Annotated in this window: 16 protein-coding genes; 6 read left to right on the top strand and 10 right to left on the bottom strand. The window is 70.9% G+C overall.

The genetic code is table 11. From position 1 onward, the window contains the following. Positions 1 to 610: 610 nt before the first annotated feature. Both SXIM_RS01115 and SXIM_RS01120 read right to left on the bottom strand, forming a co-directional pair. A complete protein-coding gene (locus SXIM_RS01115; RefSeq protein ID WP_148236055.1) occupies positions 611 to 1,060 on the bottom strand; it encodes a hypothetical protein in 450 nt (149 codons plus the stop codon). Further along, positions 1,023 to 2,237: an amidohydrolase family protein gene (locus SXIM_RS01120; protein WP_046722685.1), complete on the bottom strand. Its 1,215-nt coding sequence runs from the start codon at positions 2,235 to 2,237 to the stop codon at positions 1,023 to 1,025. The genes SXIM_RS01115 and SXIM_RS01120 overlap by 38 nt, the downstream gene beginning before the upstream one ends. Before the next feature lie 103 nt (positions 2,238 to 2,340). Here SXIM_RS01120 and SXIM_RS01125 point away from each other — a divergent pair, with 103 nt between their 5' ends. Further along, complete coding sequence (locus tag SXIM_RS01125) at positions 2,341 to 2,808, top strand: MarR family winged helix-turn-helix transcriptional regulator (protein ID WP_030726755.1); 468 nt, start codon at positions 2,341 to 2,343, stop codon at positions 2,806 to 2,808. Between the two features lie 124 nt (positions 2,809 to 2,932). Here SXIM_RS01125 and SXIM_RS01130 read toward each other — a convergent pair whose 3' ends face one another. The 6 genes from SXIM_RS01130 to SXIM_RS01155 all read right to left on the bottom strand — a co-directional run bounded on the left by SXIM_RS01130 (position 2,933) and on the right by SXIM_RS01155 (position 11,163). Beyond that, positions 2,933 to 4,816: an ABC transporter permease subunit gene (locus SXIM_RS01130; protein ID WP_078635135.1), complete on the bottom strand. Its 1,884-nt coding sequence runs from the start codon at positions 4,814 to 4,816 to the stop codon at positions 2,933 to 2,935. Between the two features lie 6 nt (positions 4,817 to 4,822). Next, positions 4,823 to 6,346: an ABC transporter substrate-binding protein gene (locus tag SXIM_RS01135; protein ID WP_030726760.1), complete on the bottom strand. Its 1,524-nt coding sequence runs from the start codon at positions 6,344 to 6,346 to the stop codon at positions 4,823 to 4,825. Positions 6,347 to 6,845: 499 nt separating this feature from the next. After that, positions 6,846 to 7,967 (bottom strand): glycoside hydrolase family 68 protein, encoded by a 1,122-nt coding sequence (locus tag SXIM_RS01140; protein WP_043176898.1) that lies wholly within the window; start codon positions 7,965 to 7,967, stop codon positions 6,846 to 6,848. Between the two features lie 42 nt (positions 7,968 to 8,009). Further along, positions 8,010 to 8,834 (bottom strand): carbohydrate ABC transporter permease, encoded by an 825-nt coding sequence (locus tag SXIM_RS01145; RefSeq protein ID WP_030726766.1) that lies wholly within the window; start codon positions 8,832 to 8,834, stop codon positions 8,010 to 8,012. Then, positions 8,831 to 9,802 (bottom strand): carbohydrate ABC transporter permease, encoded by a 972-nt coding sequence (locus tag SXIM_RS01150; protein WP_234306751.1) that lies wholly within the window; start codon positions 9,800 to 9,802, stop codon positions 8,831 to 8,833. The genes SXIM_RS01145 and SXIM_RS01150 overlap by 4 nt, the downstream gene beginning before the upstream one ends. Before the next feature lie 5 nt (positions 9,803 to 9,807). Further along, on the bottom strand, positions 9,808 to 11,163 hold the full coding sequence (locus tag SXIM_RS01155) for an ABC transporter substrate-binding protein (RefSeq protein ID WP_043176899.1): 1,356 nt from the start codon (positions 11,161 to 11,163) through the stop codon (positions 9,808 to 9,810). 169 nt (positions 11,164 to 11,332) lie between these two features. Here SXIM_RS01155 and SXIM_RS01160 point away from each other — a divergent pair, with 169 nt between their 5' ends. The 3 genes from SXIM_RS01160 to SXIM_RS01170 all read left to right on the top strand — a co-directional run bounded on the left by SXIM_RS01160 (position 11,333) and on the right by SXIM_RS01170 (position 14,423). Continuing rightward, the gene (locus SXIM_RS01160; RefSeq protein WP_267880983.1) at positions 11,333 to 12,373 is read left to right on the top strand and encodes a LacI family DNA-binding transcriptional regulator; all 1,041 of its coding nucleotides are present in this window, start codon (positions 11,333 to 11,335) and stop codon (positions 12,371 to 12,373) included. A 200-nt stretch (positions 12,374 to 12,573) separates the two neighbouring features. Beyond that, positions 12,574 to 13,884 carry a hypothetical protein gene (locus tag SXIM_RS01165; RefSeq protein ID WP_030726777.1) on the top strand — a complete coding sequence of 437 codons (1,311 nt, stop codon included), beginning with the start codon at positions 12,574 to 12,576 and terminating at the stop codon, positions 13,882 to 13,884. Positions 13,885 to 14,000: 116 nt separating this feature from the next. Continuing rightward, positions 14,001 to 14,423, top strand: coding sequence for a VOC family protein (locus SXIM_RS01170; protein ID WP_030726780.1), 423 nt, complete (start codon positions 14,001 to 14,003; stop codon positions 14,421 to 14,423). A gap of 141 nt (positions 14,424 to 14,564) precedes the next feature. On the opposite strand, the gene SXIM_RS01175 is transcribed toward SXIM_RS01170, so the two are convergent. Then, entirely contained in the window at positions 14,565 to 15,503 is a 939-nt protein-coding gene (locus tag SXIM_RS01175; protein ID WP_046722688.1) for an NmrA family NAD(P)-binding protein, read from the bottom strand. A gap of 147 nt (positions 15,504 to 15,650) precedes the next feature. Next, positions 15,651 to 16,541 carry a pirin family protein gene (locus SXIM_RS01180; RefSeq protein ID WP_030726785.1) on the bottom strand — a complete coding sequence of 297 codons (891 nt, stop codon included), beginning with the start codon at positions 16,539 to 16,541 and terminating at the stop codon, positions 15,651 to 15,653. 88 nt (positions 16,542 to 16,629) lie between these two features. On the opposite strand from SXIM_RS01180, the gene SXIM_RS27200 reads away from it, so the two are divergent. Further along, positions 16,630 to 16,974: a winged helix-turn-helix transcriptional regulator gene (locus SXIM_RS27200; protein WP_043176901.1), complete on the top strand. Its 345-nt coding sequence runs from the start codon at positions 16,630 to 16,632 to the stop codon at positions 16,972 to 16,974. 439 nt (positions 16,975 to 17,413) lie between these two features. Then, positions 17,414 to 18,187 (top strand): SDR family NAD(P)-dependent oxidoreductase, encoded by a 774-nt coding sequence (locus tag SXIM_RS01190; protein WP_030726790.1) that lies wholly within the window; start codon positions 17,414 to 17,416, stop codon positions 18,185 to 18,187. The last annotated feature ends 290 nt before the right edge of the window (positions 18,188 to 18,477 follow it).

Genomic DNA, 18,477 nt, shown 5'->3' on the forward strand with positions numbered 1-18,477 from the left:
CGGATGCCGACACGGGTGTTCTCCGTCCAGTGGGCACTCTGAAAGTGCCGTAAAGCCTGCCCTGATGGGGGCTCTCTGCAGGGCGGCCCGCCCGGGCTGTGGCGGGGCGAGGGGCGGTTGGTAGTCGAGGATGTTCATGCGGTGCAGTGCCCCGGCCCGGGTGGCCGGGTGCTCCGCAAGTCGTTTGAGGGCCTTGGCTGATCCTGGCTTCCCCCGTTCTTGAACAGGTGGTGCTGGCGGCTGGCGCCAGGTGCCGAAGGCGAGCTGCGCGGCCACGCTTCTGCCCGTGGCGGGAGATCGCGAGTATCGCCATTCTGGAGCCCTCCCACTCTCAGGTCGCCCTTGTGCTCACCGATGGATCCCTCGTGACCCTGCCTGCGCCGGCGTAGTCGGCAGACCGGACCGACGCCTCTTTCGAGCGCGGCGTCGCTGAGCTCCGTCGGCGGTTGAAGACGACCACGGGTCCTCGCCGCTGATTGCGGGTCGATGAGGGAACTCGATCGCTCAGCCATCTTCCGAAGTGCTGTCGTTGCCGGGGCAGGAAGGACTGCGGCAAAGCACCGTCGGGCCACCGGTGTCCTCTTGCCGGTTGTTCTGTGGCCGGCCATGATCAGCGTTCTGCCGCGACGGTGGGCTGCGCGGCTGCAGGGTCGGCTGCTTGTGGACGGCCTTCGTGATAGTGCAGGACAGCCGTGGTCAGGACTCCGACGACGGCGCATCCGGACAGCACGGTTGGGGCGGTGTCGAAGTTTTTCTGGTCGGCGAGTGCGCCGATGACGGTGGCGAGGATGCTGTTGGAGATGTCGGTCCGGTCCTCGACCCAGGTGTTCGCTTCGATGCGGACGGAGTCGGTGGCGGTGGCGTCGACCAGGAGAAAAGCGGTGCTGAACAGCGACGGAGGAACGGTTCTGAGCAGGCAATGCGCACCAGAGTTGCTCAGGCAGCGTCGAAACCACTGCTCGCAAGGGCCCGTAGGTAAGGGCTCTGCCGTGTCACGGGTTGCCTTGCGCGGGGAATCGCGGTCATGCCGACAGGCGGGTGCCGCGGCGCCAGATGGCACGGGTGTTGAGGGTGTCGCTGATGTCACTGGTCGGATCGCCGTCCACCAGGAGAAGGTCGGCGCGGAGCCCTTCGGCGACGCGCCCCCGGTCGCTGAGTCGGAAACGGCGGGCCGTGGTCGCCGTGGCCGCGCGCAGTGCCCGTGAGGGTGTGAGCCCGGCCGCGACCAGGTATTGCAGTTCGTGGTGCAGGCTGGCTCCGTGCGCCAGGCCCCCGAAGAACGTCTCCGGCATGGAGACGTCGGTGCCGGCCAAGACGTCGATGTCCGCCGCGTCCAGGGCGCGCACGGTGTCGTACACGTCGTCGAGCCTGCCCTGCGGGAAACGGTTGTAGCTGGAGCGCAGGGTTCGGTCCCATGTGCTGTCGAGGCGCGCGGCGACGCGGGGGTCGTCGGCGAGTTGGCTGCCGGTGTGTCCCATCATCGAGGCGTTGAGAGTGATGCAGGGAATGACGAACATTCCCGCGTCCTTGATGAGGCGGATGATCTCGTCGGTGTGCGGCTGGTCCATGAAGACGTGGGTAACGCCGTCGATGCCGGCTTCGACGGCCATCCTGGTGGCCCCAAGGGTCAGCGCGTGGGCGACGGTCAGGGCGCCGTACTTCTTGGCCTCGGCCACGCCCGCGTTCACGGTTGCCTGGTCGAGCGAGGGCAGCCCGGGGTGTCCCTCCACGCTGCCGTCGTCGATCATGAACTTGATGAAGTCCGATCCTCGCGCGAGGAGTTGGGGGATGAAGGCGGCCGCTTCCCGGGGAGTGACGGAGAAGGGCATCAGGGGCATCACCGGGGGGAGATCCCATTTGGGCCGGAAGCCCTCAGGCATGAGCTCGCTGGGATGTCCTCCGGGAGGCGTGATGGCGAAGCCGGATGAGCGCACGTCGGCCAAGGTGTCGTCGTCGGTGATGAGCCCTCGGTTCTCGCGTGTGTTCATCCCCTGCATCTCCAGCTCGGTCGTCACCCCGAAGCGCAGGGCGAGCGCCAGGGAGCCCGGGGCGGAATGAACGTGGGCGTCGATGAGTCCCGGCAACAGTGTGGCGCCGCTGCCGTCAACGATCTCGCTGTCCCGAGGGGCATCGCCGCCGATGCGGGTGATCTTCCCCCCGTCGATGACCACGGTCGGCGCGCCCACCGTCTTCTCCCCGTCGAAGATCTGCGCGTTGGTGATCGCTGTGAGAGCCATGGCGGTCCACCTCGTTTCTCGCTCGGCACCTGATTTACATAGCAAAGGCTATGCACATGCTCGCGGGTATGCAAATGTGCTCGCTGGGTCTAGGGTGGGTCTCATGAGCAGCGCGTCTTCCTCAGAGCGGTCTTCCGACGACGTGGCGCTGGACCAGATCGGCCCGGCCCTGTCACGTCTGCGACGACGCGCGCCGGCATCGAACAAGGACCTCTCCCGCAATCTCGTACTCAATGTGATCGCCGACGCACCGGGCGAGACGACCGTAGGTGGCCTCGCAGCCGAGATGGGGGTCGCTCAGCCGGTTGCCAGTCGGACCGTCGCCGCCTGCATCGAAGAAGGGCTGCTGCGCCGGACGGCGTCCCCATCGGACGGACGCCGCACCGTACTCGAACTCACTGAGCACGGCGAGGCCGAACGCAGTCGCTTCGCCGCCGAACAGCGAAAAGCGTTCGAGGAGATCACCGTCGCCTGGTCGCCGCAGGAGCGGATCCAGTTCGCTCGGCTCCTGAAACGTTACGGAGCCGATGCCGGCGCCTGGTCCAGAAAACAGGCCCCGAGCGGCGACTGAACATCTCTTCAGCAGTGGTTCGCCCCGCCGGTGGCGCTGGTGCGCCGACGCAGTGGGCTCCCGCGCACCGCGTTGCCCCTGACCGCCGCGCTCTCGCGGGCGCCGGGGCGCGGATGCCGGCGCGTCAACCGGCGGTGCCGAACCGGTCCGCAAGGGCGCCCTCTTCGCGCGCCGCCGGCACGGTCTCCCGGGTTCCGGCTCCGGCGCGCACGGGGACATCCCCGGGCCGGATCCGGCGTACGCCCCCGTGCCGGTCGGTCACCCGCCCCGCCGAGGTGCTTCCCGACATGGCGAGCACGGACAGGAGAATGAGCGCGCCGGCCGGTGCGAGCACGGTCCACGGGGCCAGTTCCAGATAGGGCTGGCCCTCGGAGAGCAGCCGGCCCCACTCGGCGGTGGGCGGCTGTTCACCCAGCCCCAGGAAGCCGAGGGAGGCCAGCACGAGGACCGTGGTGGGCAGCCGCAGCACGGCGTTGCGCACGACGGCGGGCAGCACCGCCGGCAGGTAGTGGCGGCGCAGCCGATGCGGGGCCCCGGCGCCGAGCGAGACCGAGGCGAGCAGATGACCGCTCGCCCGTTCCTGTTCCACCAGTGCCGCGCTCTGGGCCGCGTACGGGGTCCAGCCGACCAGGCACACCGCCAGCGCCGCGCCCCAGACCGAGGGGCCGGTCAGCGCCGTCGTCAGCAGTCCGGCGACCACGGCCGGCAGCGTGGACATCACCTCGGTCAGACCCGCGCTCCAGCGGGTCGCCATGCCGATGAGCAGCCCGGTGACGGCGCAGACCGCCGCCACCACGACCGCCACCCCCGTCGTCCGCAGGGCCCCGTGGCCCAGGCGCGCCAGCAGGTCACGGCCGAGCGCGTCCGTGCCCAGCGGGTGCGCCCAGGAGGGCGGCAGGAGCCGGGCGGCCGTGTCGACCTGGAGGGGATCGCGCAGCAGTCCCGCCCCGACCACCACGCACAGCGCGACGGCGCACGCCGCAACGAGAAGGTACTGCGAGCGCCGCCGGGGCAGCGGGCGCGCGGGCAGAGCGGGCAGGGCACCGCCCCTCAGGGCGGGGCCGATGAGCGCGTACCGCAGTGCCTGGAGCAGCAGGCCGGCGAGGACGCCGAGCAGGACGAGGAAGAGCGTCGCGGTCTGCAGCGGCGGCAGGTCCTGGGCCAGCGCGGAGTCGAGCGAGAGCCGGCCCAGACCCGGGATGTTGAAGATCTTCTCCACCGCGACGGCGCCACCGACCAGGGCCACCACGGTCGGCAGCAGCTGGGGGAGGACGCCGGGCAGCGTCCGGCGTACCGCGCGCCGGGCGACCAGCCGGGGCGCGAGCCCCAGGGAATGGCAGGTCCTGGCCCAGGGCTCGTTGAACGCGGCGGGCAGCGCCTGGTCGAGCAGGCCCCCGATCATCGCCCCGGACGGCAGCCCGAGCGCGAACGCGGGCAGCACCATCGACTGCGGGCCCTGCCAGCCGCTGGAGGGGAACCAGCCCAGCCAGACACCGCCCACCAGCGCGAGCAGCGAGGCGAGCAGGAACTTGGGCAGGGCGGCGAGGACGGCCGCGGCCGTGCCGGCGCCGCGGTGGTGGAGCCGCCGCCGGGAGCCGAGCCGCACCGTACGGGCGCTGATCAGCGCGGCCACCACGAGGGTGACCACCAGGGCGCCGGACATCAGCGTCAGGGAAACGGCGAAGGCGCTGGTGACCTGGGGCAGGACGGGTTCGCCCGACACCCAGGAGGTCCCCGCGTCGCCGCGCGCCAGCCCGGCCAGCCACTGGAGGAGATGCGCGAACGGCCCGGAGTCCAGGCCCAGCTGCTCGCGTACGGTGTCCAGTTGCTCCGGTGTGGGGTCCTGGTCGGCGGAGCGGGCGCGCAGGACGGTCAGGGCGGGGTCGGTCCCGGACAGCCACGGCAGCATCGAGACCGCCGCCAGCAGCAGGGCCCCGGCGACCAGGCGCCCGGCCGCCGCGCCGCGGCGCACGGGGGCCCGGCCAAAGTCGCCCTTCACAGCACGCATCGGTCCTTACTTCAGCCGGGTGTTGACGTCGATCAGGGAGCGCTCTCGCGGGTCGAGGAGCACCCCTTCGACGTGGGCGCCGATGCCCTGCACGACCTTCTCGTGGACGAGCGGGACGACGGCGTCGGTGCGCAGGATCTCCGCCTCGGCCCGCATGATGTCGCGCTGCCGCAGCTCGGGGTCGCCCTGCTGAGCGGCGGCGGCGATGGCCTCGTCGACCGCGGGGTCCCGCAGGGCCGCGATGTTGTAGACGCCGTCGCTGGTGTAGTCGCTGGCAAGGTAGGCGACGGCGTCACCGGTGTCGAGCAGCGTCACCCGGGAGAAGACCAGGGCGTCGTACCCGCCCGCGAGCAGGTCGGCTTCCATCTGGGTGTACTCGCGTACGTCCTGCCGCACGGTGAACCCGGCGCGCTCCAGCTGCTGCTGGACGACGGTGGCGGCCTCGGGGAGTTCGGCGCGGTTGGTGTACGTGGCCAGCCGCAGGGTGCGGTCGCCGGTCGCCTCCGCGACCTCGTCGGGGGTCGCGGCCGTGGCGCGTCCGGTGACGTCCACCCGGTGGCCGGCGGCCCACGGGACGGCGGGCCCGAACAGGCCCTGTGCGGGGTCGGCGTACCCGCCGAAGACGGAGTCGACGAGGGCGGGGCCGTCCACGGCCTCACGGGCGGCGGCGCGCAGCGCGGGGTCGGTGAAGATGCCGGTGCCGGTGTTCAGGACCAGGCTGTCGGAGCGGACGGACGGCACCTCGTGGCGGGTCTGCGCATCGAGCAGGCCGGCCTGGGCGGTGGGGATCCATTCGGCGATGTCGACGTCCCCGGCGCGCAGGGCGCTCGCCCGGGCGGTGCCGTCGGCGATCCAGGTGACGTCGATGCCGGGAGCCTGGGCGGTACCGCCCCAGTAGGCGTCGAACCGGTCCAGGGTGGCCGCGGTCTTGCCGGTCAGCCGGGTGATCTCGAAGGGGCCGGTTCCGGTGCCGAGCGGGCTGACCGTCCCGTCCTCGGCGTACGCCGCAGGGGAGAGGATGCCCAGGGCCGGGCTGGCGAGCCGCAGCGGCAGCACGGGGTCCGCGCTCGCCGTGGTGATGACGACCGTGTCCTCGTCCTCGGCCGTGGCGGTGAGGGTGACGTCGCTGAGGACGCGCGGCTTGATCTCGGCGGCGCCGGCGTGGTCGAGGGCGTTGACGACGGTCTCGGCGGTGACCTCGGTGCCGTCCTGGAAGGTGGCCTCGCGCAGCGCGAAGGCCCAGGTGGTGTCGTCCCGCTGAGTCCAGGACTCGGCCAGCGCGGGCGCGGCGGCACCGTCCGCGTCCAGTGCCGTCAGCCCTTCGGTGACCGACAGCTTGCTCAGGACGGTGGCGTCATTGCTGTACGGGGACAGTGCCTGCACCGGCGGCACCGCGAGAGCCACCCGCAGCCGGCCCGCCGGGTCGGCCCCGCCCCCCGCGTCCGAGGTGTTCCCTCCCGAGGCGAAACAGCCGGTCAGCAAAGGGGCGAGCACAAGTGCCGCGAGGAGTCCGCGGGAGGTGACGCGCATCAGGGTCCTGTCGTACGGGTGGGCCGGACGCCCCGGCACGCCCACATCCCGGGGCGGGGCGGGGCTACGACACTATATGAGGTAAGCCTTACCGAAGAAGGCGCGGGGCGGCGGTCCCGTCCACCGCCATGCCCGGCCCGGCGGCCCCTGCGGGCGGGGCGGGTACGCCGGCGCGGCCGGCCGCGGTCCCGCGCGGACCGGCCGCCCGTGCGGGGCCGCGGCTTCGGGTCACGCCCGACCCGAGGCCGTACTCCTTCGGCGGAAGCTCCCCGGGCGATCCCGTTGTGCCGCGCAACGGGATGCCCGGCACACGAGCCGGTCCGGGTGCCGCTTGCGTCCCGGAGGACGGTCCCGGCGCTCGGCCCTGAGCGGCGGTGGTGCGACCACCGTCCACCATCTGACCTGCACCGCACACGAGTTCCGCCGAGCCACCCCCCGCCGCCGGATCACCGGTCCCGGGGTGGTCCAATCGCCCCGAAGATCATTCCGTGGGGAACTCTCAGGGGGTGAGGTGCGTGGTCGACCCATGGAGACCGAGCCGGAGGACCGGTGCGGCGGTACCGCCGAAGGACGCGCGTGCCTCGGCGGCCGGCAGATGCCGGGGATCGGCGCCGTCGCCGCGCAGGTAGTTGGTGAAGCCCACCACCCGCAGGTCATCGAGAACCCACCAGGCATAGGCCTGGTCCGGTTGCGCCGGCGGGTTGCGCAGGACCAGCCCGGAGCCGTTGAGCGGCTCGTACGGCCCGGTCAGCGCGTCGGCGACGAAACCGTACAGCCCGGTGGGAGCGCCCGGCGGGTGGAACGCCTGCCGGCTGGTGCAGAAGAACAGGTAGTAGCGCGAGTCGTGGACGACGACGTGGGGCCGTTCGATCTCGTGGTTGACGCCCTCGGCCACGACCAGCGGCGCGAGCAGGCGCCAGGCGCCGTCCGTCCACCGGGCCAGGGCGACGGCCCCCATGAAGCGGTCGCCCCAGGGGACACTGGCGGCCACGAGCAGGTACTCCGATCCGTCCGCCGGGTCCCGGAACCAGGCGGGGTCGCGGAACGCCTTGATCCGCCCCGGCCCCCCGTCCACCTCGTCGGCGGGCAGATAGGCGTGGCCGTCGGAGCGCAGGACGACGCGGTGCTCCGCCTCGGGGGACAGCCGCACCGTACCGTCCGTGGTGATCAGGGCCGGGCGGGCCTCCATGACCCGCTGGTGAAAGGTGGGGCGTGCCTCCCCGCGCGTTCCGGTCGCGGTGTAGAAGACCGACACCGTGCCGTCGGGGCGCCGCACCGCGCACCCGGACCACTCACGGCTGCCCGGGGAGGCCCCGTCGGGGAAGACCGGGCCCAGGTCCGTCCAGTTGTCGCCCGTCCGGGCGAGCAGCCACAGACGGGCCATGTCGTGGCGCAGTTCCGGGTGGCCCGACGCGGGGGCGGACAGCGTCATCCACAGTTCCCGGCCGTTCAGGACGGTCGGTGAGCCGTCCTCCTCCTGCACCGGCCACAGGTCCCACACGTCCCGGTCCGCCAGCACCCGGGTGGGAGCATCGCCGATCGGGGGGGCGGTGGTCGCGGGGTCGTCGGCGAGCCGGTCGAGGTCGGCCCGGGTCCACCGCGTGGTGCGGACATCGGTCACGCCGCGTCCGCCTTCGTGCCGTTGTCGGTTGCCATGAGTCGGTCAGCCCTTCACTGAGCCCTGGAGCAGGGCGGAGACGAAACGGCGCTGGAAGATGAGGAAGACGGTCAGGGTGGGCGCCAGGATCAGCAGCGAACCGGCGCACAGCAGGGGGATGTCCGTTCCCCACTGCCCCTGGAAGGCGCCGAGAGCACCGGCCATGGTGCGCTGCCGTGGATCGTCGACGAGCACGATCGCGAGCAGGAACTGGTTCCACGTCCACAGGAAGAGCAGGATCGCGAGCGAGGAGATGGCCGGGGCGGCCAGCGGGACATGGATCCGCCAGAACACCTGCCAGACGCTCGCGCCGTCGAGCTGGGCCGCCTCGGAGAGTTCCGTGGGCACATTGACGAAGTGCGCGCGCATCCAGTAGACGGCGAACGGCATGTACAGGCCGATGAGCGGCAGGATGATGGCCCACCGGGTGTTGAGGAACCCCAGGTCGCGCACCAGGTAGTACAGCGGGGTGATGATGCCTTCGAACGGCAGCGTCAGGCCGAGAACGAACAGCAGGAAGAGCAGCGGGCCGCCGGCCATCCGCAGATGGCCGAGCGCGAACCCGGCCATGGTGCCGAGGACCAGCGAAATGGGCACCACGCCCAGCACGATGAGCGTGCTCGACCACAACAGGTCGCCCATGTGGGCGGCCTCGAAGGCGCGGACGAAGTTCCCCCACTGCGGATCATCCGGCCACTGCAGGCCGGAGGGGTAACTCCCCGACGGATGCAGGGCGGTGACGAACAGGCTGATGAACGGCACGATCGTGACGACCATCAGGGCGACGAGGAACAGGCGCCCCGTCCACGCTTCACGTTTGCCGACGATCATGGCCGCTCCCTGGTGAGCCGCTGGACGGGCAGGACGCACAGGAGCACCAGCACCATGAGGACCACCGCCAGCGCGGACGCCACCCCGATCTGCCGGTCGGAGAAGGCCTGGTAGAAGATCTCCAGGCCGGGCACCATGGTGGCGTTGCCCGGGCCGCCCTGGGTGGAGATGTAGATGATGTCGAAGCTGGCCAGCGCGGAGATGACGGTCACGGTGACGCAGACGCCGATCTCCTGCCGCAGGCTGGGCACGGTGACGGAGAAGAACTCCCGTACCGGGCCCGCGCCGTCCAGCCGGGCCGCCTCGTAGAGGGCGGGATCGATCTTGCTCATGCCCGCCAGTAGCAGCAGCGTGCACAGGCCGAGCATCACCCAGGCGCCCATCACACCGACGGCGGGCAGCGCCGTGGACAGATCACCGAGCCAGGCACGGGTGGTCCCGCCGAGACCGATGGCCGACAGCACCTGATTGACCAGGCCGTTGGAGGACAGCAGCCAGGTCCAGGTGATGCCGACCGCCACCAGGGGGATGACCTGGGGGATGAACACGACCGTTCTGGCCACCAGGGCGAGCCGGCTGGCGGCGATGCGCCGGATGGTCGCGGCGATCGCCAGACCGAGCAGCACGGGGACCACGCTGAAGAACACGATGAGCCGGAAGGCGTTGAGGATCGTGTTGAACAGTTCGGGATCGCGGAACACCCGGTGGTAGTTGTCGAGTCCCACCCAGGTCGAGGCGCCGATGCCGTTCCACTCGTAGAGCGAGTACTGGAAGGTGAGGAGCATCGGCCACAGGACGAACACGGCGTAGACCGCCAGGGCAGGGGCGGCGAACAGCCAGCTGACCCACCACCGGGTGGAGAGGCCGGCGGGCCGGGCGCCGCCCCGCAGCCGGGGCGGACGCCCCCCGGTCCTGCGGGACGCGGCGCCGGCCCTGCCGACCGCCGGCTCCGTCGTCGGAGAGTTCACGGGCGCTAGCTCCCGGTTCCGGACGCGTACTCGTTCTGGACCGCCGCCAGCAGCCCTTCCGGTGACTGCTCACCCGCGAACAGCAGCTGCAACTGCGGGGTCCAGCCCTTGGCGTAGATGGAGCCGGTGGCGTTGGCGATGAAGTCCATGGCGCCGTTGTCCCCGGAGACCAGGGCTCCGGCCGCCAGCGTTTCAGCGGTGACGGTGCCCTCCTCCACCTCGGGCATGGGCGCGTCGGGCAGACCCATGGGGTGCGACCCGCCGATCTCGACCGCGATCTCCCGGGCACGCTCGTCGGTCGCCACCCAGTTGAGGAAGTACGCCGCGTGATCCGGGTTCTTCGCGTGCGCGCCGATGCCGTAGGTCAGGGGCGCGGACATCGCCGCGACCGGGCCACCGGCCTCGCGAGGCGGCATCACGAAGAAGCCGACTTCCCCAGGCATCTCCGCGTCCAGATTCCCGGACTCCCAGTCGCCGTTGAACATGAACAGTCCGTCGCCGGCCAGGAACTTGCCCATCATCTGGGCGTATTCCATCGCGTTGGCGTCCGGGTCGAAGTACCCCGCCCGGATCCAGTCCTGGAGGTGGCCGACCGCCGAGAGGTTCGACGGTGTGTCGATGTCGGCGCCGGGACGCTGGAAGATCCAGTCGTTGATCGGACCGGGCTGCCCGTAGGCCGCCATCAGATTCTGCAGCGGGAACGCGAAGCCGCCCGTGGCGCCGCCGTTGAACTGGACGATCGGCACGATGCCGGCGTCGTGGGCGTCGGACAGCAGGGCATCGAACTCGTCCAGCGTGGCCGGCGGAGCCGACATGCCGATCCGCTCGGCGAGCGTCTTGTTGTAGAAGACGCCGGTCATGCTGAAGTTGAGGCCCATGCCGTACAGGGATCCCTCACCGCGCGGTGAGCCCTCGGGGGCGGAGCGCAACTGCTCCAGCTGGGAGGGGGGCCACCGGTCCCACCCGAAGACGTTCGCGTATCCGTCCAGGTCGAGCAGCAGGCCGTTGCTCACCAGTTCGGAGAGCTGCGGAAGCCGCATGAGGTCCGGCGGGTCATCCGCCAGTACGCGCGGCGCGTTCTGGGTGATCACCGCGAACTGGTCCTCGCGTATGTCCCATGTGACGTTGGGGTACTGCCGGGTGAACTCCTCCGTCAGGGCGCGCGCCATGGGGAAGCCGGTCTCGAAGTACGCCTTGAGCGTGACCGGTTCGCTGCCGATGGTTGGTGCCTGGGAGGGCGATGCGCCGGGGTTCGACGGCTTTGGCCCGCTGCTTCCCGGCCCGCTGCAGCCCGCGGCCACCGTTCCCGCGAGGGCGAGGAAACCGAGCGCGGCTTGCCGACGGCTGATGGAACGCGTCATTGCGCACACTCCGTGGATTTCGTGGACGAACCGCCGGGGGCAGAACATCCTGAGCCGTTGCTAAATCGTGTTAGCGGCGGTTAGTGTTACGCCCCGTTCCGCTAGGTGTCAAGGTTCTTGTCAGGCTCGATACGTGGGAGGTTCTCCGGTGGGAGTGCGACGGGTGACCATGACCGATGTGGCAAGGCGCGCCGGTGTGTCCCGCACCACCGCCTCGCTGGTGCTCTCGGGGCGGGGCCGGGAGATGAGAATCTCCCGCGATGTCGAGCGGCGCGTCCTCGAAGCCGCCGACGCGCTGCGGTACCGGCCGGACATCGTCTCCGTCGCGCTGCGCACCGGTACGACACGGACCATCGGGTTCGTCTCCGACACCGTGGCGACCTCCCGGCTGGCGGGAGACATGATCAAGGGAGCGCTGGAGGCGGCGCGCGAACGCGGCGTCATGCTGTTCATCGGTGAGACGGAGGGCGAGCCTGATCTGGAGGAAGGTCTGCTCCAGGCCATGCACGACCGGCGGGTCGACGGGGTCATCTTCGCCTCGATGTTCACCCGTACTCTCGTGGTGCCGTCCGTTCTCTCCGGGGGGCCGGCCGTCCTGCTGAACGCGCTGCCGGCCCAGGCGTCCCCGCCGTTGCCCTCGGTGATCCCCGATGAGATCGGCGCCGGCCGTGAGGCGGCCCGGGTGCTTCTCGGCGCGGGGCACCGGGACGGCATCCATCTGATCGGCGCCGGGCCAGGTGTGCGCGATGTGCCGCCCGGAGCCGTGGCCGGGGCCGAACGGCTCGCGGGTATCCGCGAGATCTTCGCACGGGAGTCGGTGAAGATCGCCAGTGGCCGGATGTGCCCCGACTGGCAGCCGGAGTACGGCTACGAGGCCACCCGCGATCTGCTGTCCTGCGACCGGCCGCGGGCGCTGATCTGCCTCAACGACCGGCTCGCGCTGGGCGCTTATCAGGCGCTCGACGCGGCGGGGCTGACCGTGCCGGACGATGTCTCCGTGATCTCCTTCGACGATCACCCCATCGCCACCTGGATCCGGCCCAAACTCACCACCGTGGCGCTCCCGCACCACGAACTGGGCCGCACGGCCGTCGACGCGCTCTTCTCGGAGATCGACCGGCACCGCCAGGGGCTGCCCCCCGAGAACCGGCAGATCCGGGTCCCCATGCCGACCCGGCTGCGGGAGTCGGTGGCACCTGCCGCCGGCTGACACCCGGTGCGCGGACCAACAGTTGACGACGCGTCTCCTCCTGCGGGGTGTCAGGCGTCGCGAGCCCGGCCTCTTGACAGCGCTGGCGACCGTCACCACACTGCCACGGCATAACTAACACGATTTAGCAACTCGTCGAGGCCGTGCCGTCCTGTCCCGGACACCACCGCGAAAGCGGCCCGGCCCACGCGGAGGTCGCCATGCTGCTACGCCGGCTTGCCCTGGTCTGCCTGTCCCTGGGGCTGCTGGGCTCGTCCCTGATGCCCACGGCGTCCGCCGCCACCGGCGACCGGCGCCCGGACCGGGGCGTCCAGAGCGTCACCGCCATCACCCGGGTGCACACCTACGGCCAGAAGATCGACGCCGTGGCGGTGGAGTACGCGGCGGACGTCAACCCCCGCACGCTCGGCCCGGACACCTACACCGTCACCGACAGCGTCTACAACTTCCGCTACGACCCGATCGAGGACCTCACCCGGTACGCGGACCGGGAAGTCGTCAGGGTCTACACGAACGACGCGCCCGCACCGCGTCCGGACGGCCGCTCCCGTACCGGCCGGTATGTCATTGTCGAACTGGCGCCGGCCGATCGTGGCGGCAATACCGTCATCGTGTCCCGCTGCCCGACCTTCCTGTGCTCGGTGAAGGTCAACCCCGAACCTCCCACGCGCATCGTCCAGAACGAGCCCGTCCACGCCCTCCGCGGCAACGGAAACGGTCGGGGACCTGTCCTCGCGCCCGCGTCGTCGGCCGCCCTCCCACTGACGGAGCCGGCGGTCAACCTGCTGGTCGACGACTTCGAACAGAGCACCTATCTCCACCACGGCAGCGTCCTGCCGTACGCCTACCATCTGCCCTCCGGCTACGACCCCGGGCGCGGCTACCCGCTGATGGTGATCCTGCCCGGTCACGGGATGGGCTGGGACGGCGAGAACCTCGGTGTCTCCCTCGCCGCTGACATCCCGGCAACCGCCTGGCTCACCGACGAATGGAACGGGACGGGCGAGGACGTCATCGTGCTCGTGCCCCAGAACCAGCGCGTGGGTCCGGCGGCCGAGGCCGAGATCATGACGGCCCTGGTGGAGGATTTCATCGGCTCTCACGCCGTCGACCCCGACCGGGTGTACGCCTCGACCGTGTCCTACGGTTCCCGGCTGGCCTGGGAAGCCATGGCGGAGCGGCCGGGGCTGTTCACCGCCGCTCTCATCACCGGTGGTTTCGCGGTCGACGACGAGCAGGCGGCCCGCATCGCCTCCGCCCGGACACCCATCTGGGTCACCCACGGTCTCAACGACCACCTGCTGCCCGTCGATTACGGCCGTGACTCGGCGCGATCGCTGCGCGAGGCCTATACGGCGGCCGGGGTGGACCCCGGGATGGCCGAGGACCTCGTGCGCTACACCGAGTACGGGAACGAGGCGTTCTCGGAGCCGGACTACCACGCCGCGTTCGGCCCCACCTATGAGGACGCTTCGATCCTGGGCTGGTTGCTTCGGCAGGGGGGTCGGTGAGCGGTGACCCTCCTGTCGCCCGACACCGCGGGAGTCCTGCCGGTGGGGACGCCCCAGCGACGGGGCCTGAATCAGCGATAGAGTCCCGCCCCACCCCCACGCCCGAAGGTCCCAAGATGTCCGATCACTCCCCCAACCCGCCCACCGGCGCACTCCACCACGTCGAGATCTGGGTACCCGACCTCACCCGCGCCACCCACACATGGGGCCGACTCCTCGAAGCCCTCGGATACACCCCCCACCAGGACTGGCCGGGCGGCAGAAGCTGGCGCCTCGCACACACCTACCTCGTCTTCGAACAATCGCCCGCACTCACCGGCCCCCGCCACGACCGCTGCGCCCCGGGGCTCAACCACCTCGCCTTCCACGCCGGCACCCGCCACGACGTCGACACCCTCACCGACCAAGCGATCGCCACCGGCTGGACCCTGCTGTTCCCCGACCGCCACCCCCACGCCGGCGGCCCCCAGCAATACGCCGCCTACCTCGAGAACACCGACGGCTTCGAAATCGAACTCATAGCCGGCCGTTCCCGGTGAACACCCCCGCTGCCCACGGCTGCCGCACCGCCCGGTCGCGGCGCGGCAGCCAGCCAACCCCGAGCTCCAGGAGCCGATGTCACTCGCGTGCTCGCGCACGCGCGTCCTGTCTCCCCGGCCGGACGGTGCCAGCGGTGGATCTCAGACAGGGGTCGGCCACTCACCCCGCTGCCGCGCCACCTGGGGCGCCGCGAAGTGCGCCGCACCCCGGCGCGCCAGATAGGCAGCCACCGAGGTCGGTGTGACATCCGGGTAGTCCGCGTTGCGCACGTCGCGCAACGCGGCCGTTCCGTCGAACATCGCGACCTGGGCTTGCAGCGCCACGTACTCGACCACGCTGGACGCGTTGAACTGCCGACGCGCGATCTCCGCGCGCAGGTCCTCGAGGGTGCCCCTGCGCACCAGTTCCCACCGCCGCCCGGACGCCGCTTCGATCTCGTTCCGCAGCTCCAGCATGGTCAGCTGTTGGCCGACCACGTGCACCTCGCGGCCCGCGGTCGTCGGGTCGAGCGCGATCGCGGCCGTGAACGCGGCGGTGTCCCCGATCGTGGTGATGTCGATCGCGCGCATGCCGTCGCCCCATACGGAGAACGTGCCCGCGGCCGGGTCGAGCACCTCGTGGACCGGGCCGAGGAAAAACTCCGGGAACGCGCCGATCGCCACCGAGGTGCGCGCGACGGTCGAGGTCGCGAACGCGTCCGCGAAGACTCGGCGCAGGTCGGACAGCACGTTGATGCCGTAGCCGTAGCCGAAGAGGTTGATCGAGAAGTCGGACGGGATCATCCGGTGCACTCCGGCCCGCTCGGCGGCGCGCAGCAGTTCCCGCTGCCCGTCGATGATCACCTCCGGTCCCCCCTGGACCGCGGACACCACGACCTCCACGCCGTCGACGTGCCGCTGCAGTGCGTCGGAGCCGTCTGCCAGGTCGCCGACGCACAGGGTCAGATTCGGGTGTGCCGCCGGCTTGTCCGTCGAGGGCTTACGGACCAGCGCGCGTACCTCCGCCCCGCGCTCCAGAAGGTTCTTCACGATCAGGCTGCCGAGGCTGCCGGTTGCGCCCGCCACCAGAACTGTCGTCATCGCGGTTACTCCTTGTTCGATCTGCTTGTGGATGGCCGCCCGCCCGGTACGGCGTCATGAGACCCGGGCGGCCGGTTGTGGCGTTCTCTGCGCGCGGCGACGAAGGTGTTCCGCGCGTGCCTGTCCTGCGACGGTGCGCGCGGTGGGTCAACCCCCGGCGGTGAAGCGGCTGTGCCGGGGGATGCTGCCGAAGCCGCCGGAATGGAAATCGCGGTAGGCCTGGACGATTTCGGCCTCGCTGTTCATCACGAACGGACCGTGGGCGACGACGGGCTCCCCGATGGGCCGGCCGGAGAACACCATCGCCTTTGTCCGTTCGTCGGCGTCGCGGGCGGCCAGAGCCAGCGTGGTCGGGCCACCCCTTCGGGACACGGGATCGGACCAGGCGATCTCTCCCGCGCGTACGGTGCGCCCGCCGACCGTCAGGCAGCCGGCGATCACGTACACGAAAGAGCGTTCGCTCCCGTCGAGTACCTGCCGGTACTCGGCTCTCGGGTCGAGCGTGATCACCATGCCCAGAATGGGCCAGTGATTGACCGCCGGCCCGCGCACTGCCCCCGCCTCGCCCGAGATCACCTGGACCAGGACACCCGGCTCGGTGTGCACGGCCTGGCCACCGGCCCGGAGGTCCTGGTAGCCGGTGGGCACCGACTTCTTGTTCGACGGAAGGTTGAGCCACAGCTGGATCACGTGGGCGTGCTCCGCGCGGGCGGCGACCTCGCGGTGGATGACGCCCCGTCCGGCCGTCATCCACTGCACGTCTCCGGGCCCCAGCACACCGGCGTTGCCCATGCTGTCGCCGTGTTCCAGGGCTCCGTCCAGTACGAGGGTCACGGTCTCCATCCCACGGTGCGGATGCCACTCGAACCCCGGCTGATTGACCCGTTCCTCTCCCATGAGCAGGAACGGGTCGGTCCGCGCGTCGTCGCCCGGCGGAATGATCAGCGCACTGTGGTCGGACATGGGGGTCGGACCGATGTCCACCCTGGCGACGACCCGGTTCACCCGGCGGTCCGCCGGCGCGGTTCGTGCGGTCATCGTGCCCTCCTTCTCTTCGGCTCACAAAGCATCCGTTCCGGCTGCCGCGTCGACAAAGAGCACCGAAGTTACTTACTTTGGAGAAGTGATGAGATCGCCTGACTCCCCCGTCGACGAGGAGAACTGCCACCGCATCCTGCGCGCGCTCGACATCATCGGGGCCCGCTGGACCGGACCGATCCTGCTCGCCGGGGCCCGGGGCGCCCGCCGGTTCAAGGAGTACCGCGCACTGGTCCCCGGCATCTCGGACCCGCAGCTCACACTGCGACTGAAGCAGTTGCAGAGCCGTGGGCTCATCGAACGCACGGTCGTCCCCAGCACGCCGGTCCGGATCACGTACGCCCTCACGGCTGACGCCGAAGAGCTGATCTCCGCCCTGCAGCCGTTGGCACACTGGAGCGAACGAAATCTCCCGACGCGAAGCGAGGCCTGACGCGGAACAACTCCTTCACCGCCGAGACTCGGGGCGGGAGACGCTGTTCGATGCGGCGGCCGTAGCGGCAGCCGGCGACGAGCCCGGGGGCACAGGGGCATCGGCGCTGAGGACGGTCATGACATCCTCGTCCCACAAGGTTCGACCTGGCTGCCGAGATGGGTGCGGATCAGCATGCGGACGCGAGCCGGGTCTCCACCAAGGAGCCGACAGAGGCCTGCTCCGTGGGGAAAGTGGCTGTGGAGGGCCGGCCCCGGAAAATGCGCCAGTCGGTCCAGCCTGCCTTGACGTACGGGTGGTCCGCACTTCCGCGTGCACCGCCCTGCGGCGACGACGCCGGCGCGGAGTGGGGCGGCGCCGGTGTGATGTTCTGTCGTCGCCGTTTCCCTCGGCAGGTGCCGCGCGGTGCGGCGCTTCATCGATCCGGAAGGACTGAGTCGTGCCGGACTCCATCAGCCGCGGAGCACTCGTCACCGGGGCCTCGCGTGGCATCGGACGTGCCGCCGCCGTCGCCCTGGCCGCCGCGGGGCACCGCGTCGCCGTCCACTACGGGCGTCACCGCGAGGACGCGGACCGGACGCTCGCCCTGCTCGCCGGGGAGGGACACACGGTCGTGGGCGGTGATCTCTCCGACCCGTCCACCGCGCGCCGCGTCGTCGAGGAGGCGGCGCGGGCGCTGGGCGGCCTGGAGGTCCTGGTGAACAACGCGGCGGTGGCCCCGCAGCCGGAGAACCGGCACCGGATCGGCGACGTGGACTGGGAGATGTGGCTCGGTTCCTGGAACGCGATGATCGGCACGAACCTGCTGGGCGCGGTCAACGTCACCTGGGCCTTCGCCGATCAGCTGATCGGCCGCGGGGCACCGGGGAGCATCGTCAACGTGGGGTCCCGCGGCGCCTTTCGCGGCGAGCCCGACCATCCGGCGTACGGGGCGAGCAAGGCCGCCCTGCATGCCTTCGGGCAGTCCGCCGCCGTCGCCCTGGCGCCCCACCGGATCGCTGTGACGTCGGTGGCGCCCGGGTTTGTCGCCACCGAACGGCAGCAGGCGAAGCTCTCCGGTCCCGAGGGGGACGCGCTGCGGGCGCAGAGCCCGTTCGGCAGGGTGGCGTCGGCGGAGGAGATCGCCGACGCGATCGTGTACCTGGCCTCACCGGGGGCCGCCTGGTCCTCCGGCGCCGTGCTGGACCTGAACGGGGCGTCCTACCTGCGGTGAACGGCGGGGAGACCGCCGTCGTGGCGGATGCCTTCCGCACTCCGGTCAGCGCGGCGACATTCGCCGACATCGCGATCGGCCCCAGGGGACCGCCGACCCGGATCGAAGCCGATCACGGACCAGTAGTCATCTGTACGTGCCCCCGCGCGAGCGTGGGTGGTCCGTGACCGGCATGGGCTGGCGCCGGCAGTCCGTCACACGCGGGCGAGCACGATGATGCCCAGGAATGCCGCCGCCCGCGCCACACATGGGTGTGCATGACGATGGCCCCGACCACCACGGTCGGGGCC

It is taken from the genome of Streptomyces xiamenensis (assembly GCF_000993785.3).
GTDB lineage: Bacteria > Actinomycetota > Actinomycetes > Streptomycetales > Streptomycetaceae > Streptomyces > Streptomyces xiamenensis.